The following is a 24998-nucleotide window of genomic DNA, read 5'->3' as shown; positions in this document are numbered from 1 at the left end:
ACCCGTCAGCCCGTCAGCTTCGCCAGCGCGATGGCATCGCGCCCGACCAGGGGCGCGAGCTGTGGCGCGCCCTCGGCCTTCATCCGCTGCACCAGCCCGGCCTTGATCTCGGGGATCAGGCCGGGGCCGGCGTAGACGAGGCTCGAGTAGAGCTGCAGCAGGCTGGCGCCGGCCCGGATCTTGGTCCAGGCGGCCTCCGCCGAGTCGATGCCGCCGACGCCGACCAGGGGGAGCTTTCCGCCGACCCGGAGGTAGGTCTCCGCGAGGAGACGGGTCGCCGCGGCGAAGAGCGGCCGGCCGGAGAGCCCGCCGGTCTCGCGGGCGAGGCTCGCCTCGCGCAGGGTCTCGGGGCGGGCGATGGTGGTGTTGGACACGACCAGACCCTGGACGCCGCGCCGCAGGGCCGTGGCCGTCATCGCGTCGAGGGCGTTGAGGGTGATGTCGGGCGCGATCTTCAGCAGGATGGCGGTGGCCGGATGGGTCGCGTCCCGCGCCTCGACCACACGGGCGAGCAGTTCGTCGAGGAAGGCCTCGCCCTGGAGGTCGCGCAGGCCGGGCGTGTTCGGCGAGGAGACGTTGACGGTGACGAAATCCACCAGCGGCGCCAGGGCACGGGTGCAGGTCACGTAGTCGGCGAGGCGGTTGGTCGACTCCTTGTTGGCGCCGATGTTGACGCCGACGCGTCCGGGCCGGCCCTGGCGGGCGGCGAGACGCCCACGCACCACCTCGAGGCCTTCGCTGTTCAAGCCGAAGCGGTTGATGACCGCCCGGTCCTGCGTCAGCCGGAAGACCCGGGGGCGGGGATTGCCCGGCTGGGCCATGGGAACCACGCCGCCGACCTCGACGAAGCCGAAGCCGAGCCCGAGCAGGGCGTCGGGAACCTCGGCGCCCTTGTCGAAGCCCGCCGCGAGGCCGACCGGATTGGGGAAGCGGCGGCCCAGGACGTCCACGGCCAGGCGGGCATCGTCGGCCGGCGGACGGCGCGGGGGCAGCGCGGCGAGGCCGCGCAGCGTGAGATTGTGCGCCGTCTCGGCATCGAGGCGATGCAGCAGGGGCTTGGCCAGGGGGAAGAGGGCGCCGATCATGCCGGGCGTCCTTCGACGATCGCTGCCGCGCCGAGATCACCCGGGAAGACGTGGCGTCCGTCGGCCCCGAGGGGCAGGTCGCTGACCGACCGGACGGCCTTCAGGTCCAGGTCGGCGTAGAGATGCGGGAACAGATCGCCCCCCCGCGACGGTTCGTATCGCAGGGCCGGTCCGAGATCGTCGGCCTCCACGGCGACGAGAACGAGGTCCTCGGCACCGGCGAAGTGACGGGCCGCGGTCTCGGCCACCTGGGCGGCGGTGGAGAAATGGATGTAGCCGTCGCTGCGGTCGATCGGGGCGCCCTCGAAGCGGCCGATATCCTCGGCCCTGCGCCAGAGGGCCCGGGGGGAGATCTTGTAGATGAGCGCCATGCCCGCTCCGTACCGGGTTTCGCAGGGCCGATCAAACGCCGCCGGAGCGTCGGAAACCGCAACCTCAGGGACTCAGTTGACGTCATGAGTTGCCAGGACCTCACGATGACCCGGCGGGCCGGATTGGCAGCCTTCGCACCATTGCTATCCGAGAAGAATAGTTCTACTTTCCTAACTCTAGGCTGGACGTCTTAACCGTAATACGCTTTGAGCTTTCGATGCTGTCTCATGAACAGATTTGGACCGCAATCGACCGCTTAGCGGAACGTCATGGATTCTCCGCGTCCGGTCTCGCGCGCCGCGCTGGACTGGATGCGACGAGCTTCAATCGCTCGAAGCGCATCGGCCCCGATGGTCGCAAGCGCTGGCCCTCCACCGAATCAGTCTCCAAGGTGCTCGCCGCCACCGGGGCGAGCCTCGACGAGTTCCTCCGGCTGATCGAGGCGCGCGACGGCCCGCCGCGCACGATGATCCCGCTGATCGGCATGACCCAGGCCGGCGCCGGGCGCCTCTTCACCGACGAGGGCATGCCCACCGGCGGCCCCGGCTGGGAGGAGATCGAGTTTCCGGATCTCGCCGACGATCGCGCCTTCGCCCTGGAGGTGCAGGGCGATTCGATGGCGCCGCTCTACCGCGACGGCGACGTGCTCATCGTCTCGCCGACGGCCGGGGTCCGAAAAGGCGACCGGGTGGTGGTGCGGCTGGTGGCCGGCGAGGTGCTGGCCAAGGAACTCAAGCGCAAGACCGCGCGCACCATCGAACTCGCCTCGCTCAACCCGGAGCACGAGGACCGGGTCGTCAACGTCAGCGATATTGCCTGGATCGGCCGGGTGATGTGGGTGCGCCAGTAGCATCTCCGGCGCAGCTTTGCCGTTCCCCCGGTTGCGGCTATGCCTTGAGGCCGGAGGGGCCGCGCGCCCCGGATCGGCGGACAGGCCATGGCATTGCCCCGAACGGACGATCACGCTGCGGAAAGCGCACCTGAGGCCGGGCTCGCCCGATTGCTGAGCGCCTCGGCCGTGCCGGCCGCGCTGCTGGCGCCCGACGCGCCTGGCGGCCGTCTCCTCATCGCCAACCGCGCCCTCCGCGACCTCGTCCGGCGCCCTTCCGATGCGCCCTCCGACGGCGACCTGCACGACTGGCTCGGCCTCGGCGGCGACCGGGATTCCGGCTCCACCTTCGCGGCGGCCCTGGCCGACGGGGCGCCCGAGGGCGTCGAAGTGCTGGCACGTCCGGGCGGCGGCGCGGCCTTCTGGGCGCAGGTCTTCATCGTCCCGGTTCCGGAGACCCCCTACCGGCTCGCGCAGGTCGTGGACGTCACCCGCCGCCACGACGCGGAGGGAGCCCTCGCGCTCTCCCGCCAGCGCGAGGCGCTGGGCCTGCTGACCAACAGCGTGGCGCACGAGTTCAACAACTTCCTCCAAATCCTCATCGGCTACATCGACGGGCTGAAGCGTCGTCTGGGCGACCGCGACGAGCCCTTCATCCAGCGCGCCATCGTCCGCTCCACGGATGCGGCCGAGCGCGCCACCACGCTGACCCGCCAACTCCTCGCCTTCTCGCGCCGCATCGCGCCCGATGTCCGCCCCGTCGACCTGAACCAGCTCATCGAAGCGTTCGGCGCCCGGATCGGCCCGACACTGCCGGCCCGGATCACCCTGGAGACCCGGACCACGCCGGGGCTCGCCTGCGGCCTCAGCAACCCGACGCAGATCGAACTCGCCCTCAACCACATCGTGGCCAATGCCTGCGAGGCCATGCCGGCCCCCGGGCGCATCGTGATCGCGACCTTCGCGGTGCCCCCGGGGGACCGCGCCCTTCAGCGGCCCGGGGACGGTGCCGTCGGCATCACGGTGACCGACGAGGGCCAGGGCATGTCCCCCGAGATGGCGGCCCGCGCCCTGGCGCCCTTCGTCACCAGCCGCGAGGCCGGCCGCGGTGCCGGGCTCGCCATCGTCCACGGCCTGGTGAAACGCCAGAACGGCACGGTGTCGATCGACTCGAAGCCCGGGGAGGGCGCCACGGTCCGGATGGTCTTCCCCGCGGCGCTTTGAGGAGAATCCAACAGGATTCTGTCAAGAACAGCGGACTAAAACTCCGGCGCGAACGTCACCATATCAGGAGCGGCGTCATCGCCGGACTTCCCAGTTGTTCACCAGAGGCGTTTTCATGCTCACCTCCACCACTCGCCGGAAGCGCGCGGCGTCCATCCTCGCGCTCGCCGCGACGCTGGTTCTCGCCGCGCCCGTCGTCGAGGCGCGTCCCGGTAGCGGCAGCAGCGGTGGCATGGGTTCGCGCGGCTCGCGCACCTACGCGCCGCCCTCGGCCACCACCACGGCGCCCGGCGCCCCGGCCCCGATCCAGCGCTCGCAGACCCAGCCCGGCCCGGCCATGGGCAATCCCGGCATGAACACGGCCGCACAGCCCGGCCGACGCTTCGGCGGCGGCTTCATGGCCGGCCTGCTCGGTGCCGGCCTGCTCGGCGCGCTCCTGGGCGGCGGCTTCTTCGGCGGCCTCGGCGGGATCGCCTCGTTCCTCGGCCTGATCCTGCAGGTCGGCCTCGTCGTCCTGCTGGTATCCTTCGCCGTCCGCTGGTTCCGCCGGCGCCAGGGCCAGCCGGCCGCAGCCGGCCTGTCCCGCTCGACCCTCGACGGCGCCGGTGCCAACCCGGGCCCGATGGGTGGCGCGCCTCTGGGTGGTGCGCCCGGCGGCGCCCCGATGGGCGGCGGCTACGGCAACGGCCAGCGCGGTCCCGCCCCGGTCCAGCCGGTGCAGGCGCGTCCGGTCCAGATCGGACCGGGCGATTTCCAGAGCTTCGAGATCGCGCTCAACGACGTGCAGGCGGCCTATGGCCGTGAGGACGTCGCGGCGCTGCGCAACCTCGCGACCCCGGAGATGGCCGGCTACTTCATCGAGGAGCTGCGCGCCAACGAGGCACGCGGCGTCGTCAACCGGATCTCCGACGTGAAGCTGCTGCAGGGCGACCTGTCCGAGTCCTGGGGCGAGGGCAATGCCGAGTACGCCACGGTGGCGATGCGCTACGCCATCAAGGACGTGACCCTCGACCGCCGCACCGACCGCGTCGTCGAGACCGGCGAACCGGAGGCCGTGGAGCTCTGGACCTTCGTGCGGGAGCGCGGCGGCCGCTGGGTCCTCTCGGCGATCCAGCAGGGTCGCTGACGGTCGGCTTCACCCGGTATCGATCGAAAAGACAGGGCCGCGCGGAGAGATCCGCGCGGCCCTTTTCACGTCGTGAGAGGCTGAGGCGAGCCGGGGGCTCAGACGGGGCGGTAGGCCTGGGCCATCGCCACGAAGGCGGAGACCGGGACCTCCTCGGCCCGGGCGGTCTCGGGAATGCCGGCGGCCTCCAGGAGCCGGGCGGGATCCGGGACCGCCGCCTTGAGGCTCTGGCGCAGCATCTTGCGGCGCTGCCCGAAGGCCGCCCGGGTGATCGCTTCGAGGGCCTGGACCGAGCAGGGCAGGGGCGCGCGCCGGGGCGTCAATCGGACGACGGAGGACGTCACCTTCGGCGGCGGCACGAAGGCCGAGGGCGCGACGTCAAACAGGATGTGGGCCTCCGTGCGCCAGCCGCAGAGGACGCCGAGGCGGCCGTAATTCGCCCGGTCGTCCTCGTCCGCGACGATGCGCTCGGCGACCTCGCGCTGGAACATCAGCGTCAGGGAATCCCACCAGGGCGGCCAGGCCCCGCCGGTGAGCCAGCCGACGAGGAGGGGTGTGCCGATGTTGTAGGGCAGGTTCGCGACGATCCGCGCCGGTCCCGTGCCGATCAGCGGCACCGGGTCGAAGTTCAGGGCGTCGGCATCGACCACCTCGAGGCGTCCCGGATAATGCGCGGCGATCTCGGCGAGCGCCGGGAGGGCTCGGGGATCGCGCTCGATGGCGATGACCCGCGCGGCGCCCTCGGCCAGCAGCGCGCGGGTCAGGCCGCCGGGGCCCGGTCCGATCTCCACGACGGTGACGCCCGCGAGTGGTCCGGCCGACCGGGCGATCCGCCCCGTCAGGTTGAGGTCGAACAGGAAGTTCTGTCCGAGCGCCTTCTTGGGCTCCAGGCCGTGCCGGCGCACCACCTCCCGCAGGGGCGGCAACCCGTCGATGCTGACGCTCCCGTCCTCGCTCACGCGCCGGCCTTCACGAGACGGGCGGCGAGGCGGAGCGCCGCCATCAGGCTGTCGGGCCGTGCGATGCCCTTGCCAGCGATGTCGAAGGCGGTGCCGTGGTCCGGCGAGGTGCGGATGAAGGGCAACCCGAGGGTGACGTTCACGCCCTCGTCGAAGGCCAGGGTCTTGATCGGGATCAGGGCCTGGTCGTGGGTCGGCGTCAGAGCCACGTCGTAGGTCTCCCGCGCCCGCGCATGGAACAGGGTGTCGGCGGGCAGGGGCCCGCGGATGTCGATGCCCTCGCTCTGCAATCGCAGCACCGCGGGCTCCAGCACGTCGCGATCCTCCGTGCCCATGGTGGCGTTCTCCCCCGCATGCGGGTTGAGGCCGGACAGCACCAGGCGCGGCCGGGCGATGCCGAAGCGCCGGCGCAGGTCCTCGGCCACGATGCGGGCGGTGCGCAGGACGAGATCCTGCGTCAGCAGGTCGGGCACCCGCCGTAGGGCGACGTGGATCGTCACCGGGACCACCGCCAGGGTCTCGCTCCACAGCATCATCACCGGGAGCGGCGGGGTCTCGCCGGGCTCCACCGCGCAGGCGGCCAGGAACTCGGTGTGGCCCGGATGCGCGAAGCCGACCTGCGTCAGGACGTACTTGGCGATCGGGTTGGTGACGAGGGCGGTCGCCGCCCCGGAACGGACGAGGGTCACCGCCGTGGTGATCGATTCCAGCGTCGCACCGGCATTGGCGGAATCGGGCCGACCCGCCACCGCGTGGATCGCGGCGCCGCTCGGCAGGGCCATCACCGGCAGGGCGCGCCCGAAGACTTCGGTGGCGAGGTCCGGGCCGACATCCGCGATGGGAACCTGAAGGTTCAAGTCGCTCGCCCGCCGCTCGATGAAGGCGGGATCGCCGATCAGGAAGAACGGCGGCAGGCCGGGACCGGCATCCCGCAGGCGCCAGGCCATGAGGGCGAGTTCCGGCCCGATGCCGGCCGGATCTCCGAGTGTGAGGGCGATCGGCCCGTGCAGGCTGCTCACCGCATCACTCCGCGTCGTTCGAGGGGTGGACCGCCTCAGCGGACCGTCGAGATGCCGTCGGCCGTGATGGCCGTGTTCAGGTTCTGGCGGAAATCCGCCTCGCCCAGGGTCTTCAGTTCGAGCCGGAGCAGGACGGTCCGGTTGCGCTCGCTGGTGCCGAGAGCGGCCGCCACCGGCGAGACGATGTAGTTGACCGACACCGTCGTGCACTCGTCCTGGTAGCCGCCGCCGATGCTCATGCCCGACAGGTAGGCGCGCCCCGGGTTGCGGTAGACGGGGGCGTCCCCGACGGGGTTCGCCAGGTAGGAGGCGTAGGCGGTCTGGAAGTTGTCGCGCACGTCGAGGTAGTGCGACAGGTCCACCAGGGCCGAGCCCGTGACGAACCAGTTCGGGGTCACGTGATAGGTGGCCGAGGCGGTGATGCCCTCGCGGCGGTTGGCGAAGCCGAGGGCCGGCTGGGCCTTGTAGTAGGAGTAGAACGCCGAGAGGTCGATCGGCGCGAAGGGGGCGAGGCGGGCGATCACCCCGGTCTCGACCCGGTTCACCCCGAGATCGGCGTGATCGAAGCGTCCGCGGGTGATGAAGGTGATGTGCTGATTCGGCGAGAGCTGGAACCGGCCGACGAAGTCCGAGGCCCGGGTGTCGAGGCCGGAATCGAGGCCCACATTGGCGATATCGCCGCGGCGGAACGAGTTCACGCCGGCGATCTGGATCGACTCGCCGAACATGACGTTCGCGTACCAGCCGGCCGGGGTCACGACGGAGTACTGCGCGCCGAGATTGGTGCGCACGCCGCCCTCGACCCGGTCGTAGCCCGAGAACTTGTCCCACTCGAACAGCGAGGTGTCGTCGAAGATCAGGCTCTGGGCATCCTCGTTCGGCAGGCGGCCGATATGGGTCTCGCTCGGCCGCGCGATCACCTGCGCGATCGGCTCGATCGTGTGCACGCCCAGCGGTCCGAAATTGCTGACGAACGGGTAGCGGTAGTCGATGCCGACGGCGGGCAGCACCCGGCCCGAGAAGTCCGCATCCTGCGTCGCGATGTTGGCGGACAGGGCGTTCTGGTAGCCGGAGGTGCGCGGGTCGACGAAGAACGCGTCCGTGCGCAGGTAGGCGAAGGGCGTGAAGACCTGGCCGACGTCGTCGATGAAGCTGCGGCGCCAGGAGAGCTGGGCCGAGGCGCGGGTGTTCGTGCCGGCGAGGCCCCGGATCACGCACTGGCCGCGCGAGAAGGACGTGCAGGTCTCGTAGAGGTAGTAGGTCCTGCCGTTGATCGTCGGCGTCTGCAGATAGGCCGTCGGGCTCTGGACCGCCTGGAAATCCGTCGCCTGACGGGTCAGGCTGGTGATGTTGGCCTCGAACCGCACCTCGCCGCCGAGGAAGCCCGGCCCGTTGATGCGCTTGTCGTAGTCGATCACCGGCGCGACGAAGGGCTGCTCCTTCTGCCAGTCGAAGCTCGACAGGCCCTTGAAGTAGTAGCCCCGCGCCTCGAACCACGAGCGATCGCCCTGACCGATCAGGTAGGCCGTCGAGACGGCCTCACGGAAGTAGTCCGTCGTGATGCTCTGGTTGCGGATGCGGTAGTTGTCGAGGAACCACTTGTCGGTGACGCCGACGATGTCCCAGCCCGTGCGCCAGCGGTCGTTGATGTAGAACTGGCCCTTCGACTCCACCGAGCCGCGGAAGTCGCGGTCGCCTGCGCCGAGCGGGCCGGGCAGGAAGGCGCTCGGCGTGGTCTGGAAGATGCCGGAGAGGCGCAGGTTGTAGGAGCCCGTTTCCAGGCGATGGCGGAACTCCGCCTGGCCGAGGACGCCCTGGTTGCTGAGGAAGGCCGGCGACAGCGTCAGGTCGTAGTTCGGCGCCAGGTTGACGAAGAACGGGGTCGCGAGGCCGGAGCCCAGGGCCGTCGAGGTGAGGAAGCGCGGCGTCAGGAAGCCGGTCTTGCGCTTCACCGTCGGGTCGGCGGTCTCGAAATACGGCAGGTAGGCGACCGGGATGCCGCCGACCTCGAGGGTCGATTCCTCGAACGCGACGGTATGGGTCTGGTTGTTGTGGATGATCTTGGTGGCGCGGATCTGCCAGAGCGGCGGCGTCTCCGGATTGTTCTTGCACGGCTCGCAGGCGGTGTAGGTGCCGTATTCGAAGCTGGTGCTGTCGCCCTCGATCCGCTCGGCGCGGGGGGCCGAGAAGCGGGTGCGGACGGTCTGCCCGTTGAGCTCGACGCTCTGCTGCACCCGGAGCGCGTCGATGAAGCCGTTCTTGAAATCGTCGGTGAGCTCCATCTTGGAGCCGGTGACCACGGCGCCCGACGCCTCCGTCAGGCGGACGTTGCCCTCGGCGAAGACGCGGCTCACCTTGCGGTCGTAGATCACCCGGTCGGCCTGCAGGGTGCGCGGGCCGTAATGCAGCTCGGCATTGCCGCGGGCCGTCACCGTGTTGCGGTCGTTGTCGTAGACGAGCTCGGAGGCTTCCACGAGGAGGCGCTCGGCCGGCTTGGCCGAATCCAGTTTGCCTGAATCCGGCTTGCCTGCCGCCGACTTCGCCGCAGCCGTCTTGGGCACACCCTGGGCGAGCGCCTGCCCGCCGGGCGCCGCGGGGGCGACGGCCGTGAGCAGCACCACGAACCCCGTGGCCAACGTGATGTCGGCGACCTTACGCAACGCCAGTCCCAACTCCTGCCAAGGCTTGCGCCCCTTCGCCACCACCGAGTCCGACATCAGCCGTCCTCCTGATAGAGAAGCGTGAGCGTACCAAGGAGACTCCCTACCACGGCCGGGAACCACGCCGCCACAGCCGGCGTCACGATTCCCGAGGCACCGAGGCCTTCCAGCACCTGTCGGGCGACGTACAGCACGAACCCCGCCGCGACGCCGCCCAGCACCAGTTTGCCGACACCACCAAAGCGGAAGAACCTTAAGGAAACGCTGGCCGCCACCAGCACCATGGCCAGGAACAGGACAGGCCGGGCCAGCAGCACGTCGTATTGCAGGCGGTACCGCGTGGCATCGAGGCCGGCCCGCTCGAAGCGCGAAATGGTCTCCGGCAGTTGCCAGAAAGGCACGGATTCCGGCGGCGTGAAGCGCTGGCGCACCTGGGACGGCACCAGCGTCGAGGCGATCAGGTAGGTGTCGAAGCTCTCGGCCGGCTGGCCCTTGGCCATCACCCGGGCCTGGCTCAATTCCCAGTAGCCGTCGTGGAGGCTGGCCTTGGCCGCCTCGATCTGCGCGGTGAAGATGCCGGCCTCGTCGAAGGTGAAGACCGAGACGCCGGCCAGCGTGGTCGTGCCCTCCACCGCGGTGTCGGCCCGGATGATCGCCTGCCCGTCGAGGCTGCGCTGGCGGATCCAGAGGTCCTTGCCCGAATTGGCCTTGGTCGAGCGCGAGAAGATCTTCGCCTCGATCTCGGTGGAGCGCTGCTTCATCAGCGCCGAGACCGGATTGTAGACCCCCACGGTGAAGGCCCCGATGGCGAGGGCGACGAACACGCCCGGCTGCAGGAACTGCCAGGCCGAGATGCCGGCGGCCCGGGCCACCACCAGTTCGAGCTTGCGTGAGAGCTGGAGCAGGGCGGCCATCGAGCCGAACAGGATGGCGAAGGGCAGCACGCCCTCGGCCACCGCCGGGGTGCGGTAGAGCGAGAGCTGCGCCATCAAACCTGTGGACGCGCCCTCGGCATCGCCGGCGCGACGCAGGAGCTCGACGAAGTCCAGGGTGTAGACGAGCGTGAAGACCGTGAGGAACACGCCCAGGATCGTGCGCACGAAGCGCATCGCGAAGTAGCGGCCGAGGGTGGCGCCGATCAGCATGGCGTCAGCTCCGCCTCACTGCACGCCGAGGCGCGGACGCCGGCCGAAGCGGCCGACGAACCCGGTCGCGGCCCGAGCGACCCGGGCGTTCCAGTCCCGCATCGCCCCGCCGTTGAAGATCACCATCGCGGAGATCAGGATGGCGAGGAGAGGTACGGCGTAGACCGCAACGACCGCGCCCTGGCTGCGCGCCGCGGCGCTGGAGGCCGCGAAGCCCCCGATGCGCACCACCACCACCGCGAGGACGGCGCCGGCCACCGCGAGGCCGCGCCCCTGGCGGGTGGTGCGCGGGTCGCCGAGCGCCGCGAAGGCGATGAAGGTGAGCGCCAGCGGGTAGAGCCAGGACGAGAGCCGGTCGTGCAGCTCGGCCCGGAAGCGGCCCTTCTGCTGCTTGTAGTAGGTCTCGCTGGTATCGGGGAACAGCAGCTGCGCCGTGGCGCGCTCGCGCGGCTTGTAGACCAGTTCCGCATCGGGGGGCGTGAAGGCGGCGAGGTCGACGGTGTAGCGCTCGAAGGTGATGATCGAGGCGTCGCGGGACTCCTTCTGCTGCCGGTGGATGCTCCCCTTCTCGAGGGCGAGATAGCTCTGGCCGCCGTATTCCAGCGCCTGCCCGCGCTCGGCGAGGTAGACCACCGACTTGCCGGCCTCGCGCTTGTCCTGGATGAACAGGCCGAGCAGGGCGCCGCCCGGGCCGCGCTCGCGGAAGTGGAAGGTGATGCCGCTGTCGAGGCTGGTGAACTGGCCCTCCTTGACCACGTTCGCGATGAAGTCGCCGCGCACGCGGGTCAGCACGTCGCGCAGTTCCTGGAACGACGACGGCATCACCTGGATCGTCAGGAAGGCCACCGCGAGGCTGACCGCGAGGCCGAGGCTGAGGAAGGGGCGCAGGATCTGCCGCGGCCGCATCCCGGCCGCCGACATCACGATGAGCTCGGAATCCCCGTTGAGCTTGTTCAGCGCGTAGACGACGGCGATGAACAGGGCCACCGGGGCGATCACGGTGATCAGCGTCGGCAGCGACAGGCCGGTGATGAGGAAGAAGATCACCAGGGTCTGGCCCTTGGCGGTGATGAGGTCGAGCTCGCGCAGGGCCTGCGTCACCCAGATCGTGCCGGTCAGGCCGACGAGGCAGGCGAAGAAGGCCCCGAGCGCGATTTTGAAGATGTAGCGCTCGATCTGCGTCATGGGTTCTCGTGGATCGGCGTCTCGCGGATCGCCCCCCGCATCGCCCGGCGAGGCCTCGGCCCCGCCCGTTTCTACCCGTCCCGCCCCCCGGCCGTCGACTCCGATCGGGGCGCGCCGATTCGGGCGCTTTCACGGCCGTCCGGTCGCGTTGCGTTCTGTGCCTCAACAGGTACACAGAAGCGCCGGGGGTGGCACGTCCAATGCCGTGCCGCTCCGCACATCCTGCACGCACCACTTCGAACGCATGGTTCGTTCGAGCCCAATCCTCGGAAAGCTAGCGTCATGGCGGACGGAATCACGATCGCGTTCGGGCCCCTCGGCCCGGTGGGCCAGGGCGACGTCGTCCTCTTCGTCGGCGACGACCTCGCCGTGGCTCCGGCCGTGGCCCAGGCGATCGGCGGCGGCGTGGCCGATCTCGTGGCGCGCGCGGCGGCCAGCGAGCGCTTCAAGGGCAAGTCCCTGTCGGCCCTGGCGCTGCCCGCGCCCGCCGGCCTCGACGCGGACCGCCTCGTGGTGATCGGCCTCGGTTCGGAGAAGGACCGCGCCAAGCTCGACTGGCCGGCGCTCGGCGGCTTCACCGCCAGCAAGGTCTCGGGCCGGAGCGCCCGGGCCGCGCTGATCCTCGCCGGCCTCGACGTCACCGCGGCGAACGCCGCCGACTTCGCCCTCGGGGCCCGCCTGCGCCACTACAGCTTCGACCGCTACAAGACCAAGAAGAAGCCCGAGGGCGAGGAGGCCAAGGGGACCGCGCTGACCCTGATGGTGGCCGATGTCGCCGCCGCCGAGGCCGCCGCGAAGGTTTCGGAGGCAGTCTCCGACGGCGTCATCCTGGCGCGCGAGCTCATCAACGAGCCGCCGAACGTCCTCTACCCGGAGGAGTTCGCTCGGCGCGCCGAGGCCCTGACGCAGCTCGGCGTCGAGGTCGAGGTTCTCGGCCCAGGCAAGCTGGAGGCGCTCGGCATGCGCGCCCTCCTGGCCGTGGCGCAGGGCTCGACGAAGGAGGCCCGCGTTGTGGTGATGCGCTGGAACGGCGCCGCCGACCCGGCCGAGGCGCCCCTGGCCTTCATCGGCAAGGGCGTCTGCTTCGATTCCGGCGGCGTCTCGATCAAGTCCGCCGGCGGCATGGAGGACATGAAGGGCGACATGGGCGGCGCCGCCTGCGTCGTCGGCACGATGCACGCGCTCGCCAGCCGCAAGGCGAAGGTGAACGTGGTCGGCGCCATCGGCATCGTCGAGAACATGCCGGACGGCAACGCCATGCGCCCGAGCGACATCATCACCTCGATGTCGGGCCAGACCATCGAGATCATCAACACCGACGCCGAGGGCCGCCTCGTCCTCGCCGACGTGCTCTGGCACATCCAGAGCGCCTACAAGCCGAAGTTCATGATCGACCTCGCGACCCTGACGGGGGCGATCATCGTCGCCCTCGGCCAGGACATCGCCGGGATGTTCTCCAACGACGATGCCCTCTCGGCCAAGATCACCGCGGCCGGCGAGGCGACGGGGGAGGCCGTGTGGCGGATGCCGCTGATCCCGGCCTACGACAAGGCGATCGACTCGAAGTTCGCCGACATGAAGAACTCCGGCGGCCGCCATGGTGGCGCGGCCACGGCGGCGTCCTTCCTGAAGCGCTACGTCAACGACGTGCCGTGGGCGCATCTCGACATCGCCGGCGTGGCGATGTCCTCGTCGGCGAGCGAGATCAACCGAAGCTGGGGTGCGGGCTGGGGCGTGCGCCTGCTCGACCGTCTGGTGCGCGACAACTACGAGGCCTGAGCCGCGTGCTGCCGGCTTTGCTTCCGCTGGCAGCAGCGCTCCTGGCGATCGCGCTCGCCTTCGCCACGGGCTTCGACCAACGGGTGGCCCTGCCGCCCGAACTCGACGCCCGCTTCTACGGCTTCTTCCTCGATCGCTACCCGCTCTTCGCGGTGGCGATCGTCTACGGGCTCGCCTGCCTTGCCCTGCGGATCCTGCGACCGGGTCCCGCCGGCTGGCTCCGCCGGCTCATCGGCGGGGCCCTGGCCCTGGCGCTGTTCCTGGCGGCCTGCCTCTATCCAACCTTCGGCGGCGTGGCCCTGCGCCTGGCCTTCGCCAGCGGTGGTACCGCCTTCATCACGCAGCAGCCGATGCCGGCGGCCTACGCCCTCGGATCGGCACTGGCCGCGACGGTGTTCGGGAGCGTCCTGGCGATCGGCGCCCTGCTCATCGGCAACGGTCCTTCCCGCCGATCCCAGTCCCGGCCCTGGCTGCGGGCCGCTGCCGACGTCCTGGTTCGTTGCCTGGCCCTCTGGTTCGCCCTCGCCGTACTCGGCCTCGCCCATACGGCGGGTTTCGGCCTCTGGCCGCGGCGATCGATGACGATCGGGGATGCCCTGTTAGCCTGTACCCTGGCCGGCATCGCGTTTCTGCCGCACCTGAGTTGCAACGGTCTCACGACGGGGCCGGATCGTCGGCCCCCGTCCCGCGCCGCCGCTTGATCCCGCCGCCGGGATGGCCGAGGATGGTTTAGATGTGAACTAAGGAGGCAGGAAGCCGCCGGGTCGCATCGCAGGGAGGATCGACATGCCCGAAACCCGGAGCGCCGCGCGCCCGTGGCTGTCCGCATATCCGCCGGGCATCCCGGCTGAACTCGACATCGACGGCCTCGGGACGCTGGTCGACCTGTTCGAGGAGTGCATGACGCGCTCGGCCATGCGGCCCGCGCTGGAGAGCTTCGGCGCCCGCATCTCCTACGCGGCGCTCGGAGCGTCGTCGGAGGCGATCGCCGCGTGGCTGGTGGCGCAGGGCCTGACCAAGGGTGACCGCGTCGCGATCATGATGCCGAACGTCGCCGCCTATCCGGCGGCCATCTTCGGCGTGCTGCTCGCCGGCTGCACCGTCGTCAACGTCAACCCGCTCTACACGCCGCGCGAATTGACGGCGCAGCTGAACGACTCGGGCGCGCGCATCCTCTTCGTCCTCGAGAACTTCGCCCACACGGTGGTGCGCGCCCTGCCGGACCTGACCCTCGACCGCGTGGTCCTGGCCGGACCCGGCGACGGCCTCGGACTGAAGGGGCGCCTGATCACCCTGGCGTCGCGCCATCTGAAGAAGGCGGTTCCGGCCTATCGCTTCCCGAACGGAGTCGCGGTCCGCTTCGACGCGGTGATCCGCGCGGGCAGCGGCAAGCCCAAGGTCCGGGTTCCCATCGGGCAGGACGACCTCGCCTTCCTGCAATATACCGGCGGGACCACGGGGGTCGCCAAGGCCGCGATGCTGACCCATCGCAACATCATGGCCAATGTCGAGCAGAGCCGGATCTGGTTCCGCGTCTCGGCCGAAGACGGCGCGGCGCGCGTCATGGTCACGGCGCTGCCGCTGTATCACATCTTCGCCCTGACCTGCTGTTTCTTCTTCTTCATGAAGGTCGGGGGCTGCTGCCTGCTGATCGCCAACCCGCGCGACGCGGACGGCTTCATCAAGACCCTCAAGGGCACGCCCTTCACCCACTTCTCGGGGGTGAACACCCTGTTCAACCTGCTCATCAACCACCCGAAGATCCGCGAGGTCGACTTCTCGAAGCTCGATTTCGTCATCGCCGGCGGCATGGCGGTGCAGGCGGCCGTCGCCGAGAAGTGGAAGGCGATCACCGGTCGCGCCATCGTCGAGGGCTACGGCCTGTCCGAGACCTCCCCGGTGGTCTGCGTCAACCCACCGGACCTCACCGCGTGGAGCGGCACCATCGGCTATCCCTTGCCCTCGACCGACGTCTCGATCCGGGGACTCGACGGCCGCGAGGTCGACGCCGGCGAGCCCGGCGAACTCTGCGTCCGCGGCCCCCAGGTCATGGCCGGCTACTGGAAGCGCCCGGACGAGACCGCCCGCGCCACCACCGCCGACGGCTACTTCCGCACCGGCGACGTGGCGGTGCTGAACCCCGACGGGCAGGTCCGCATCGTCGACCGGATGAAGGACATGATCCTGGTCTCGGGCTTCAACGTCTACCCGAACGAGATCGAGGACGTGCTCGCGAGCCATCCGGGCGTGCTCGAATGCGCGGTGGTCGGCGCCGTCAACGACGAGACCGGCGAGATGGTCGTCGCGCACGTGGTGCGCAAGGACGGCGCGATGACCACCGACGCCCTGCGGACCTTCGCCCGTTCGCAGCTCACCGGTTACAAGGTCCCCCGCCGGGTCGTCTTCCACGACACCCTGCCCAAGACCAACGTGGGCAAGGTGCTGCGCCGGGCCCTGCGCGACGATCCGCCCCCTCCGTGATTGCGGTCCCACCGTAACCTGCGGCCGCCCGTCGACGAAGGGTGACATCGAGACGGCTTGCGCGCTCGCCGCGTCCGGCCAATGTCAGGGCAACAGGCCGGCGTGCCGCGATTCGCGCCGAACGGAGGGAACGACATGCACATCAAACGCACCCATTCCTGGGAGATCCCGGAGCATCTCGCGACGCCGGAGGGTATCTTCCTGGATCGTCGACGCCTCCTCGGGGGCGCCGCGGGCTTGGCGGCCGCCTCGCTGATCGGGATGGAGAGCGCCCGGGCGGCGTCCGACCCCACCGGCGACCTCTATCCGGCCAAGCGCAACGAGGCCTACACCCTCGACCGCCCGCTGACCCCGGAGAAGTTCAGCGCCGACTACAACAACTTCTACGAATACGGCACCTCGAAGTCGGTGCTCCCGGCCGCCAACGCCCTGAAGACGCGGCCCTGGACGGTGGCCATCGACGGCCTCGTCGAGAAGCCGATGACCCTCGGAATCGACGACCTCATCCGCAAGATGCCGCTGGAGGAGCGCCTCTACCGGCACCGTTGCGTCGAGGCCTGGTCGATGTCGGTGCCCTGGACGGGCTTCCCTTTCGCAAAGCTCGTGGCCCTGGCCAAGCCGACCTCGGGCGCGAAGTACATCCAGATGCAGACCTTCCTCGACCGGTCGATGGCACCGGGACAGAAGTCGTTCCTGTATCCCTGGCCCTACACCGAGGGGCTGACCCTCGAGGAGGCGGGCAACGACCTCGCCTTCGTCGCCACCGGTGTCTACGGCAAGCCGCTCGCCAACCAGTTCGGCGCACCGATCCGCCTCGTGGTGCCGTGGAAGTACGGCTTCAAGTCGGTGAAATCGATCACCAAGATCTCGTTCGTGGCCGAGCGTCCGAAGACCTTCTGGGAAGGGCTGCAATCGGCCGAGTACGGATTCTGGGCCAACGTCAACCCGGCGGTCTCGCATCCGCGCTGGAGCCAGGCCACGGAACGGGTCCTGGGCAGCGAACAGCGCGTGCCGACCCTGATCTACAACGGCTACGGCGAACAGGTGGCCGGCCTCTACAAGGGGCTGGAGAAGGAGCGCCTGTTCGTCTGACGGGACGCGCGGCGGGGCAGGAGGCTGCCCCGTCCGCTCCGCGAGGCCAGCGCGGGCCCTAGTAGGTCCAGCGCTGGGCCTTGGCGACGAGGAAATCGCGAAAGGCCTGCACGCGGGCGACGGAGCGCATCTCCTCGGCATAGACGAGGTAGCTCTCCATGTGCGGCATCTCGGTCTCGCGCATGACCTGCACCAGGCCCGCCTGACCCTCCGCCGCGTAGTCGGGCAGGATGCCGATGCCGGCGCCGGTGTCGATGGCCTGCTGCAGGGCCGTGATGTTGTTGACCGTGAAATGGATCGTCCGCCGCTCCTGGCCTTCGCGGCCGACGGTCGAGAGCCAGTGCGTCGCCAGCAGGTAGGACGGCTCGTTGCCGCCGAACGAGACCAGGCGGTGATTGTCGAGGTCGGCGATGGATTTCGGCTCGCCGAAGCGCTTCACATAATCCTGCGACGCGAAGGCGTGATAGTGGACCGTGAACAGGCGCCGCTGGATCAGGTCCGGCTGAGCCGGGCGCCGCATCCGGATCGCCACGTCGGCCTCGCGCATCGCCAGATCGAGTTCCTCGTTGGTGAGGATGAGCTCGACCCGCACGTCCGGATAGAGGTCGAGGAATTCGGCGACGCGCTGGGCGAGCCAGGCCGTGCCGAGGCCGACCGTGGTGGTCACCTTAAGGTCGCCGGTCGGCCGCTCGCTCGTCTCGACGAGGCGGGCCTTGGTGTTCTCCAGGCGCAGCTTCATGTCGCGCGCGGCGCGGAACAGCAGGTCGCCCTGCTCGGTCAGGATCAGGCCGCGGGCGTGGCGGTGGAACAGCGGCGCCTTCAACTCGCGCTCGAGGGCGCTGATCTGGCGGCTGACGGCCGATTGGCTCAGGCCGATGTCGTCGCCCGCGCGCGTGAAGCTGCCAGCCTCCGCCACGTTGAGGAAGATGCGGATCTTGTCCCAGTCCAAGGCGTCCACTCCCGTACGCAACCCGACGCCGGTGACCAGGCCTCCCGTCTCGCGGCGTGCGAGGCGGATCTCCGTGCCAGGCCCGATCGACCCGGGCCTTCCGACGCACGCAGCACGTGGAGCGGAGAGATTCGAGTCATGCGGGTGACGCCGACGGCTCATGCCGTCAGCGCTTAGGTTAGTGGGTCGACCTTGCGATTGTCTTGACGCCGCGCGCAAGACGCAGAGCGCCGTCGTCCGCCGGAATCTTCCTATTCTGCGGCGGCTTGCTGGGGTGTTTCGCCGACTTCGAGGGCGGCCAGGTACTTCTCGGCGTCGAGGGCAGCCATGCAGCCCATGCCGGCAGCGGTGATCGCCTGACGGTAGACGTCGTCGGTGACGTCGCCCGCGGCGTAGACGCCGGGGATGGCCGTATGCGTCGTGCCCGGCGCGGTCTCGATGTAGCCGCCGTCGCGCATGGCGAGCTGGCCCTCGAAGATCCCCGTCGCCGGCTGGTGGCCGATGGCGATGAACACGCCATCCGTCCGGCGCTCCGTGATCGCGCCCGTGCGCGTGTCCTTGAGCCGGACATGGGTCACCGACGGCGGCTTCTCGCTGCCGCAGATCTCCTCCACCGCGTGGTGCCAGACGACCTCGACGTTGGGGTGCTTGAACAGGCGCTCCTGCAGGATGCGCTCGGCCCGGAACTCGCCCCGGCGATGAACCACGATGACCTTGGCGGCGAGGTTGGCGAGATAGAGCGCCTCCTCCACGGCGGTGTTGCCGCCGCCCACCACCACGACCTCCTTGCCGCGGAAGAAGAAGCCGTCACAGGTGGCGCAGGCCGAGACGCCGAAGCCCTGGTACTTGGCTTCCGACGGCAGGCCGAGCCACTTTGCCTGGGCCCCGGTGGCGATGATGACCGCGTCGGCCGAGTAGGTCTCGCCGGAATCGGCTTCCAGCCGGAAGGGCCGGACCTGGAAATCGACCTGGGTGATGTACTCGGAGACGATCTTGGTCCCGACATGCTCGGCCTGGGCCCGCATCTGCTCCATCAGCCAGGGACCCTGGATCGCCTCGGCGAAGCCCGGATAGTTCTCGACGTCGGTGGTGATCATGAGCTGGCCGCCGGGCTGGAAGCCCGAGATCATCAGCGGCTCGACCATGGCGCGGGCGGCGTAGATCGCGGCGGTGTAGCCGGCCGGACCGGAGCCGATGATGATGAGTTTGGAATGGGTGTGCGCCATCGCTCTCGTCTCCTTCAGGCCCATCGCGCGCGGTGTTCGGCATAGGCCTTGGCCATCGCGCCTGCGATGACGGGGGTCGCATCCAGGGGCCGGTAGTGCAGTTCCTCCAGGCGGCCGACGAAGGGCTTCAGGGCCCCGGCCATCGCGAGTCCCGCGAAGAGCCGCCTGTGACGGATATAGGTCTTGGGCAGGTCGAACAGCAGGACGGGAGCCCCGGTGCTCACGGCCTCGCCGACCATGTTGGCCGAGTCCGATGTGACGACGATCGAATCGGCGATCGCCAGCATCGGAATATAGGGATTTGGGCTGCCGCCGTCCCAGAAGAAACCACCCTTGGTCGCCACCATGGTCCGCAGGGCCTCCCGCAGGTTCTGCGGTGTGCGTCGCGACACGGTGACCATCAGCGAACAGCCGCCGTCGGTCAGCTTGTCGAGGTCGCGCAGGAGCCGGCGCATGTCCGCGGGGCGATAGCTGAGATGCCGGCTGTCGCCGCCGATCAGCACCGCGATACGGGGCCAGGGCAGGGCCGACAGGCGCGGGTCCGGCTGGGCGCGGGCCTCGGCGAGGCGCTCCGGCGTAACCTGATGCGGCGGCGTCAGGGTGGTGAAGACGTTGGGGCCGCGCAGGTCGTCGTAATCGGGGACCCAGACGAAGTTCGCCGCATCGTGTCCGATGCGGGGATCCTTCAGGAAGGCCGTGAAGGTGCGGCCCCCGGACGCCGCGCGCACCGCGCGGAGGTACGGGACGGAGCGGCGCCCCGAAGCGATCAGCAGGTCGGGGAGGGGGCCGGACAGGATGCCGCGTGGGTTGCCCGGCTGGTCCCGCGGGTCGGTCGGTCCCCAGGGGGCCATCCAGCCGAAGGGGGGGCGGGGCGCGATCCGACGAACCTCGAATGGCAGGCCGAGGGTCTCGGCCAGGCCGACACACTGGTTCTCGTCGCCCGCCTTACCGTCGGTGACGATCCAGGTCCGGGCCTGCGCGAGTTCGGGAAGCGGCGCAGCGGCGCCGGTGGGGGAGGGCATCGCGGACGCTGCCGACATCAGGTGATCCAGGTCAATCCTCGCGCGGACTCATCCGCCGTGCCGTCCACTCAATCCTGGGGCAGGGCGCGCCGGAGCCAACCCGCGTAGTGCTGGGCGATGGCGGTCACCCGGCGTCGCTCGGAGGCCGGGTCATACCAGGCCCCGCCCGAACTCGACGGCACCGCGGAGAGCTGCGGATGGCGGGCGAGGACCTCGCCCCGACGTCCGATGAGCAGGGCCTCGCCGTCGAGATAATCGCTCTGCGTGCCGCCCCCGAGGCGACCGCGTCCGCCATCGCCGCCGGCGTAGGGATTGATCGAGAGGCCCTTGATCCGCACCAGCAGCACGGGCCCGCGGCCGCCGAGCCGGTCGGCGAATTCGGCCTTCAGGGCGGCGAGTAGATCTTCACGTAGCGCCAGGGCCGGAACGCCGCCGCCGAGCGCGAGCAGGGGGCGGACATCCACGTCGACGCCGGCGAGGCGCTCGCCTCCGAGGCTCGGCAGATCCTTGAGACTCGGTAGGTCCTTGAGACCCGGCCGATCTTCGGCGCGGGCCGATCCGAGCAGCGCAACGAGGCCGAGCAGCGGAGCCGCTGCCCGGAGGAGGCCCGACCGCATGCGCGGCTCAGCCGCCGTACTGGACGGCAACGACCTCGTAGGACTTTCCGCCGCCCGGCGTCGTTACCTCGACGGTGTCGCCGACGCCCTTGCCGATCAGCGCGCGGGCGATCGGAGAGGTGATGGAGACCAGGCCGGAACGCACGTCCGCCTCGGGTTCGCCGACGAGCTGGTAGGTCTTCTCTTCCTCGGTGTCCTCGTCGAGGAGCTTCACCGTGGCGCCGAACTTGATCTTCGTACCCGAAAGCTTCGACACGTCGATCACCTCGGCGCGCGAGATCATGCTCTCCAGCTCCAGGACGCGGCCCTCATTGTGGGACTGCGCCTCCTTGGCGGCATGGTACTCGGCATTCTCCGACAGGTCACCGAGGGCGCGGGCCTCGGCGATGGCCTGGATGATCCGCTGGCGCTCCACCTGCTGGCGGTGCTTCAACTCCTCTTCCAGCGCTGCGTAACCGCGCACCGTCATCGGAACCTTGTCTATCGTCATCGTCTCGCGCCACAATGAATAAGCCCGGCCAGGAGCATGCCGCTCCTTCCGGGCCAGAGTAAGTTACTCCTGAACCGCCAACAACACGGCTTCCGTTAAACACGGAAGCCGCGCGAGAATTCAGGCCGCGAAGTATTCCTGCAAGGCGCGGACCTTGAGATCGCCTCCGAGATAGGCCTTGATCCCTTCGGCCGCCGCCATCGCTCCTGCAAGAGTGGTGTAGTACGGCACTTTATGCAAGAGGGCCGCGCGCCGGAGGGAGCGCGAGTCCGAGAGCGCGCCGGCACCCTCCGTGGTGTTGAAGACGAGCTGGATATCGCCGTTCTTGATCGAGTCGACGACGTGCGGCCGGCCCTCCAGAACCTTGTTCACCCGCTCCGTCGGGACGCCCTCGTCGGCAAGGTAGCGCTGGGTGCCGCCGGTCGCGACGATCGAGAAGCCGAGTTCCGACAGCAGGCGGATCGCCGGCAGGATGCGCTCCTTGTCGGCGTCGCGCACCGAGACGAAGACCGCGCCGCCCTTCGGCACCAGGGTCCCCGAGCCGAGCTGGCTCTTGGCGAAGGCGACGCCGAAGCTCGAATCGAGGCCGATCACCTCGCCCGTGGACCGCATCTCCGGCCCGAGCAGAACATCGACGCCGGGGAAGCGGGCGAAGGGGAACACCGCTTCCTTGACGGCGATGTGATCCAGAACCTTCGGCTTGAGGTCGAAGCTCGCCAGCGACTCGCCGGCCATCACGCGGGCGGCGATCTTGGCGATCGGGTCGCCGATCACCTTGGCGACGAAGGGCACCGTCCGCGAGGCGCGGGGGTTCACTTCGAGAACGTAGATCGTGCCGTCCTTGATGGCGTACTGGACGTTCATCAGGCCACCGACCTTCAGCGCCAGGGCCATGGCCCGGGTCTGCCGCTCCAGTTCGGCGATGATCTCCGGCGAGAGCGAGCGCGAGGGCAGCGAGCAGGCGGAATCGCCCGAGTGGATGCCCGCCTCCTCGATGTGCTCCATGATGCCGGCGATGAAGACGTCCTTGCCGTCGCAGATGGCGTCGACGTCGATCTCGGTGGCATCCGACAGGTAGCGGTCGAACAGGAGCGGGTTCTTGCCCAGCACCGTGTTGATCTGTCCGGTCTTGTCGTTGGGATAGCGCGCCTTGACGTCCGACGGGATCAGGCTCGGCAGGGTGTCGAGGAGGTAGTCGGCGAACTGCGCCTCGTCGCGGATGATCGCCATCGCGCGGCCGCCCAGCACGTAGCTCGGGCGGACCACGAAGGGCAGGCCGAGATCCGAGGCGATGAGCCGGCTCTGCTCCACCGAGTAGGCGATGCCGTTCTTCGGCTGTTTCATGCCGAGCTTGTCGAGGAGCCGCTTGAACTGGTCGCGGTCCTCGGCAAGGTCGATGGCGTCCGGCGAGGTGCCGAGGATCGGCACCCCGGCGGCCTCGAGGGCGCGAGCGAGCTTCAGCGGGGTCTGGCCGCCGAACTGGACGATGACGCCGTGCAGCGTTCCGGCCTGGCGCTCGGTCTCGATGATCTCGAGGACGTCCTCCTGGGTGAGCGGCTCGAAATAGAGCCGGTCGGAGGTGTCGTAGTCGGTCGAGACCGTCTCCGGGTTGCAGTTGACCATGATGGTCTCGTAGCCGGCCTCGGAGAGCGCGAAGCAGGCATGGCAGCAGCAATAGTCGAACTCGATGCCCTGTCCGATCCGGTTCGGGCCGCCGCCGAGGATGATGATCTTCCTGGCGTCGGTCGGACGCGCCTCGTCCACCACCGTGCCGGCGAAGGGCGCCACGTAGGTCGAGTACATGTAGGCGGTGGGCGCCTGGAACTCGGCGGCGCAGGTGTCGATGCGCTTGAACACCGGGCGTACGCCCAGGGCCCGGCGCGCCGCCCGCACGCTGTCCTCGTCGGTCTTGGCGAGCACGGCGAGGCGCGCATCGGAGAAGCCGGCGGCCTTGAGCTGGCGCAACGCCCCGGGGGTGTTCGGGATGCCGTGGGCCTTGACCCGATTCTCCAGGTCGATGATCGCCTGGAGCTGCTCCAGGAACCACGGGTCGATCTTGCAGGAGGCATAGACCTCCTCGTGGCTCACGCCGAGGCGCAGGGCCTGACCGACTTTCAGGAGGCGATCCGGCGTCGGGGTGCCGAGGGCGGCCTTGATGGCGTTGTGATCGTCGCCCTTGCCCAGGCCTTCGATCTCGATCTCGTCGAGACCGGTGAGCCCGGTCTCCAGGGAGCGCAGGGCCTTCTGGAGCGATTCGGCAAAGCAGCGCCCGATCGCCATCGCTTCCCCCACCGACTTCATGGCGGTGGTGAGGGTCGGCTCGGCGCCGGGGAACTTCTCGAAGGCGAAGCGCGGGATCTTGGTGACGACGTAGTCGATCGAGGGCTCGAACGAGGCCGGGGTCGCGCCGCCCGTGATGTCGTTGGCGATCTCGTCGAGGGTGTAGCCGACGGCCAGCTTGGCGGCGACCTTCGCGATCGGGAAGCCGGTGGCCTTCGAGGCGAGCGCCGACGAGCGCGACACCCGCGGATTCATCTCGATGACGATCATCCGGCCCGTGGCCGGATCGATTGCGAACTGCACGTTCGAGCCGCCCGTCTCGACGCCGATCTCGCGCAGCACCGCCAGGGATGCGTCGCGCATCACCTGGTATTCCTTGTCCGTCAGCGTCAGGGCCGGCGCGACGGTGATGGAATCACCGGTGTGGACGCCCATCGGGTCGATGTTCTCGATGGAGCAGACGATGATGCAGTTGTCGTTCTTATCGCGAACGACCTCCATCTCGTATTCCTTCCAGCCGAGGACGCTCTCCTCGATCAGGACCTCGTTCGTCGGCGAGGCGTCGATGCCGCGCTCGACGATGTCCAGGAATTCCTCGCGATTATAGGCGATGCCGCCGCCGGTCCCGCCCATGGTGAAGGAGGGGCGGATGATCGCCGGCAGGCCGACCTCGGCGAGCGCGATCAGCGCCTGCCCGATGGCGTGCTCGCCGTAGCGCTTGCGGCGCTCGGACTCGCCCCGGTGCCAGGTCTTCTCGAAGGCCGCGAGGGCCGCGGCGCGGGCTTCGCCCTCGTTCGCCGCCTCGATGCGGGCGACCTCGGCGAGGTACTTCTGACGATCGGCCTTCTTGGCCGCGGAGGCATTGGCCAGCGCCGATTTCGGCGTCTCCAGGCCGATCTTGGTCATCGCATCGCGGAAGAGGTGACGGTCCTCCGCCTTGTCGATCGCCTCGGTGGTGGCGCCGATCATCTGGACGTCGAACTTCTCCAGCACGCCCATCTTCTTGAGGGACAGGGCGCAGTTCAGCGCCGTCTGGCCGCCCATCGTCGGGAGAAGAGCGAAGCCGCCCGGAATGGCGTGACGCTCCTTCTCGATGATCTTGGCGACGATCTCGGGCGTGATCGGCTCGACATAGGTCGCATCCGCCATGTCCGGGTCGGTCATGATCGTGGCCGGATTCGAATTCACCAGCACGATCCGGTAGCCCTCCTCGCGGAGGGCTTTGCAGGCCTGGGTCCCGGAATAATCGAACTCGCAGGCCTGACCGATGACGATCGGCCCCGCACCGATGATCAGGATCGAGGAAATGTCGGTGCGTTTCGGCATCGGGCGCCTTGGCTGCAGGCACGCGCGCCCGGCCATGCGCGGTGCCGGAAGAGCGGCACGGGCCTGGGGGCGCTAGCGGCGTGGATTGTCGTTGATCTTGGCACTTACACGCAGCCCGCCGCCATTGGAAGG

The 24998-nt window shown here is 69.4% G+C and carries 20 protein-coding genes; 7 read left to right on the top strand and 13 right to left on the bottom strand.

Annotation, left to right across the window (positions count from 1 at the left end; all coding sequences use genetic code 11):
• Nucleotides 1-5: 5 nt before the first annotated feature.
• The gene (locus ASF58_RS19610) at nucleotides 6-1085 is read right to left on the bottom strand and encodes a quinone-dependent dihydroorotate dehydrogenase (protein WP_055956408.1); all 1080 of its coding nucleotides are present in this window, start codon (nucleotides 1083-1085) and stop codon (nucleotides 6-8) included.
• Nucleotides 1082-1456, bottom strand: a complete 375-nt coding sequence (locus tag ASF58_RS19605; RefSeq protein ID WP_055956405.1) for a DUF952 domain-containing protein — start codon at nucleotides 1454-1456, stop codon at nucleotides 1082-1084. The genes ASF58_RS19610 and ASF58_RS19605 overlap by 4 nt, the downstream gene beginning before the upstream one ends.
• A gap of 218 nt (nucleotides 1457-1674) precedes the next feature.
• Between ASF58_RS19605 and ASF58_RS19600 the strand changes: the two genes are divergently transcribed.
• From ASF58_RS19600 to ASF58_RS19590, 3 genes are all read left to right on the top strand, one after another.
• Nucleotides 1675-2307, top strand: a complete 633-nt coding sequence (locus ASF58_RS19600) for a helix-turn-helix transcriptional regulator (RefSeq protein WP_055956401.1) — start codon at nucleotides 1675-1677, stop codon at nucleotides 2305-2307.
• An 87-nt stretch (nucleotides 2308-2394) separates the two neighbouring features.
• Nucleotides 2395-3510, top strand: a complete 1116-nt coding sequence (locus ASF58_RS19595) for an ATP-binding protein (RefSeq protein ID WP_055956398.1) — start codon at nucleotides 2395-2397, stop codon at nucleotides 3508-3510.
• A gap of 115 nt (nucleotides 3511-3625) precedes the next feature.
• On the top strand, nucleotides 3626-4636 hold the full coding sequence (locus tag ASF58_RS19590; protein WP_055956395.1) for a TIM44-like domain-containing protein: 1011 nt from the start codon (nucleotides 3626-3628) through the stop codon (nucleotides 4634-4636).
• Nucleotides 4637-4734: 98 nt separating this feature from the next.
• On the opposite strand, the gene rsmA is transcribed toward ASF58_RS19590, so the two are convergent.
• Genes rsmA through lptF form a run of 5 tightly spaced genes read right to left on the bottom strand, consistent with a single transcriptional unit; the run spans nucleotide 4735 to nucleotide 11604 of the window.
• On the bottom strand, nucleotides 4735-5595 hold the full coding sequence (rsmA, locus tag ASF58_RS19585; protein ID WP_055956392.1) for a 16S rRNA (adenine(1518)-N(6)/adenine(1519)-N(6))-dimethyltransferase RsmA: 861 nt from the start codon (nucleotides 5593-5595) through the stop codon (nucleotides 4735-4737).
• On the bottom strand, nucleotides 5592-6614 hold the full coding sequence (gene pdxA, locus ASF58_RS19580) for a 4-hydroxythreonine-4-phosphate dehydrogenase PdxA (protein ID WP_055956389.1): 1023 nt from the start codon (nucleotides 6612-6614) through the stop codon (nucleotides 5592-5594). The genes rsmA and pdxA overlap by 4 nt, the downstream gene beginning before the upstream one ends.
• Before the next feature lie 35 nt (nucleotides 6615-6649).
• Nucleotides 6650-9331, bottom strand: coding sequence for an LPS-assembly protein LptD (locus ASF58_RS19575; RefSeq protein ID WP_055956386.1), 2682 nt, complete (start codon nucleotides 9329-9331; stop codon nucleotides 6650-6652).
• Complete coding sequence (lptG, locus tag ASF58_RS19570) at nucleotides 9331-10419, bottom strand: LPS export ABC transporter permease LptG (protein WP_055956383.1); 1089 nt, start codon at nucleotides 10417-10419, stop codon at nucleotides 9331-9333. Before lptG ends, ASF58_RS19575 begins: the two co-directional genes overlap by 1 nt.
• Nucleotides 10420-10434: 15 nt before the next feature.
• On the bottom strand, nucleotides 10435-11604 hold the full coding sequence (gene lptF, locus ASF58_RS19565) for an LPS export ABC transporter permease LptF (protein ID WP_055956380.1): 1170 nt from the start codon (nucleotides 11602-11604) through the stop codon (nucleotides 10435-10437).
• 282 nt (nucleotides 11605-11886) lie between these two features.
• Here lptF and ASF58_RS19560 point away from each other — a divergent pair, with 282 nt between their 5' ends.
• The 4 genes from ASF58_RS19560 (at nucleotide 11887) to msrP (ending at nucleotide 16956) form a co-directional block, all read left to right on the top strand.
• Nucleotides 11887-13383, top strand: coding sequence for a leucyl aminopeptidase (locus ASF58_RS19560; protein WP_055956375.1), 1497 nt, complete (start codon nucleotides 11887-11889; stop codon nucleotides 13381-13383).
• 5 nt (nucleotides 13384-13388) lie between these two features.
• Entirely contained in the window at nucleotides 13389-14084 is a 696-nt protein-coding gene (locus ASF58_RS19555; protein WP_200930228.1) for a hypothetical protein, read from the top strand.
• Nucleotides 14085-14169: 85 nt separating this feature from the next.
• The gene (locus ASF58_RS19550; protein ID WP_055956372.1) at nucleotides 14170-15864 is read left to right on the top strand and encodes an AMP-binding protein; all 1695 of its coding nucleotides are present in this window, start codon (nucleotides 14170-14172) and stop codon (nucleotides 15862-15864) included.
• A gap of 135 nt (nucleotides 15865-15999) precedes the next feature.
• On the top strand, nucleotides 16000-16956 hold the full coding sequence (msrP, locus tag ASF58_RS19545; RefSeq protein WP_055956369.1) for a protein-methionine-sulfoxide reductase catalytic subunit MsrP: 957 nt from the start codon (nucleotides 16000-16002) through the stop codon (nucleotides 16954-16956).
• Nucleotides 16957-17014: 58 nt separating this feature from the next.
• On the opposite strand, the gene ASF58_RS19540 is transcribed toward msrP, so the two are convergent.
• The 6 genes from ASF58_RS19540 to carB all read right to left on the bottom strand — a co-directional run bounded on the left by ASF58_RS19540 (nucleotide 17015) and on the right by carB (nucleotide 24866).
• Nucleotides 17015-17905 (bottom strand): LysR family transcriptional regulator, encoded by an 891-nt coding sequence (locus ASF58_RS19540; protein WP_055956592.1) that lies wholly within the window; start codon nucleotides 17903-17905, stop codon nucleotides 17015-17017.
• A 251-nt stretch (nucleotides 17906-18156) separates the two neighbouring features.
• Nucleotides 18157-19131, bottom strand: a complete 975-nt coding sequence (gene trxB, locus ASF58_RS19535; RefSeq protein ID WP_055956589.1) for a thioredoxin-disulfide reductase — start codon at nucleotides 19129-19131, stop codon at nucleotides 18157-18159.
• Nucleotides 19132-19145: 14 nt separating this feature from the next.
• On the bottom strand, nucleotides 19146-20171 hold the full coding sequence (locus tag ASF58_RS19530) for a mitochondrial fission ELM1 family protein (RefSeq protein WP_055956366.1): 1026 nt from the start codon (nucleotides 20169-20171) through the stop codon (nucleotides 19146-19148).
• A 50-nt stretch (nucleotides 20172-20221) separates the two neighbouring features.
• Complete coding sequence (locus tag ASF58_RS19525; protein ID WP_156375802.1) at nucleotides 20222-20770, bottom strand: hypothetical protein; 549 nt, start codon at nucleotides 20768-20770, stop codon at nucleotides 20222-20224.
• A 7-nt stretch (nucleotides 20771-20777) separates the two neighbouring features.
• Nucleotides 20778-21254 (bottom strand): transcription elongation factor GreA, encoded by a 477-nt coding sequence (gene greA / locus ASF58_RS19520; RefSeq protein WP_181017364.1) that lies wholly within the window; start codon nucleotides 21252-21254, stop codon nucleotides 20778-20780.
• A 126-nt stretch (nucleotides 21255-21380) separates the two neighbouring features.
• A complete protein-coding gene (carB, locus tag ASF58_RS19515) occupies nucleotides 21381-24866 on the bottom strand; it encodes a carbamoyl-phosphate synthase large subunit (RefSeq protein WP_055956362.1) in 3486 nt (1161 codons plus the stop codon).
• Nucleotides 24867-24998 lie beyond the last annotated feature (132 nt).

Origin of the sequence: Methylobacterium sp. Leaf125, assembly GCF_001423085.1 — a bacterium.
GTDB lineage: Bacteria > Pseudomonadota > Alphaproteobacteria > Rhizobiales > Beijerinckiaceae > Methylobacterium.
The sequence above is the reverse complement of the archived record's forward strand: the minus strand, read 5'-3'. Positions and strand labels throughout refer to the sequence as shown.

Excerpts from the sequence above, each read along its gene's own strand:
- ASF58_RS19610 (WP_055956408.1), bottom strand. The coding sequence starts at position 1,085 with ATGATCGGCGCCCTCTTCCCCCTGGCCAAGCCCCTGCTGCATCGCCTC.
- ASF58_RS19605 (WP_055956405.1), bottom strand. The coding sequence starts at position 1,456 with ATGGCGCTCATCTACAAGATCTCCCCCCGGGCCCTCTGGCGCAGGGCC.
- ASF58_RS19600 (WP_055956401.1), top strand. The coding sequence starts at position 1,675 with ATGCTGTCTCATGAACAGATTTGGACCGCAATCGACCGCTTAGCGGAA.
- ASF58_RS19595 (WP_055956398.1), top strand. The coding sequence starts at position 2,395 with ATGGCATTGCCCCGAACGGACGATCACGCTGCGGAAAGCGCACCTGAG.
- ASF58_RS19590 (WP_055956395.1), top strand. The coding sequence starts at position 3,626 with ATGCTCACCTCCACCACTCGCCGGAAGCGCGCGGCGTCCATCCTCGCG.
- ASF58_RS19575 (WP_055956386.1), bottom strand. The coding sequence starts at position 9,331 with ATGTCGGACTCGGTGGTGGCGAAGGGGCGCAAGCCTTGGCAGGAGTTG.
- lptG (WP_055956383.1), bottom strand. The coding sequence starts at position 10,419 with ATGCTGATCGGCGCCACCCTCGGCCGCTACTTCGCGATGCGCTTCGTG.
- lptF (WP_055956380.1), bottom strand. The coding sequence starts at position 11,604 with ATGACGCAGATCGAGCGCTACATCTTCAAAATCGCGCTCGGGGCCTTC.
- ASF58_RS19560 (WP_055956375.1), top strand. The coding sequence starts at position 11,887 with ATGGCGGACGGAATCACGATCGCGTTCGGGCCCCTCGGCCCGGTGGGC.
- ASF58_RS19550 (WP_055956372.1), top strand. The coding sequence starts at position 14,170 with ATGCCCGAAACCCGGAGCGCCGCGCGCCCGTGGCTGTCCGCATATCCG.
- msrP (WP_055956369.1), top strand. The coding sequence starts at position 16,000 with ATGCACATCAAACGCACCCATTCCTGGGAGATCCCGGAGCATCTCGCG.
- trxB (WP_055956589.1), bottom strand. The coding sequence starts at position 19,131 with ATGGCGCACACCCATTCCAAACTCATCATCATCGGCTCCGGTCCGGCC.
- ASF58_RS19530 (WP_055956366.1), bottom strand. The coding sequence starts at position 20,171 with ATGTCGGCAGCGTCCGCGATGCCCTCCCCCACCGGCGCCGCTGCGCCG.
- ASF58_RS19525 (WP_156375802.1), bottom strand. The coding sequence starts at position 20,770 with ATGCGGTCGGGCCTCCTCCGGGCAGCGGCTCCGCTGCTCGGCCTCGTT.
- carB (WP_055956362.1), bottom strand. The coding sequence starts at position 24,866 with ATGCCGAAACGCACCGACATTTCCTCGATCCTGATCATCGGTGCGGGG.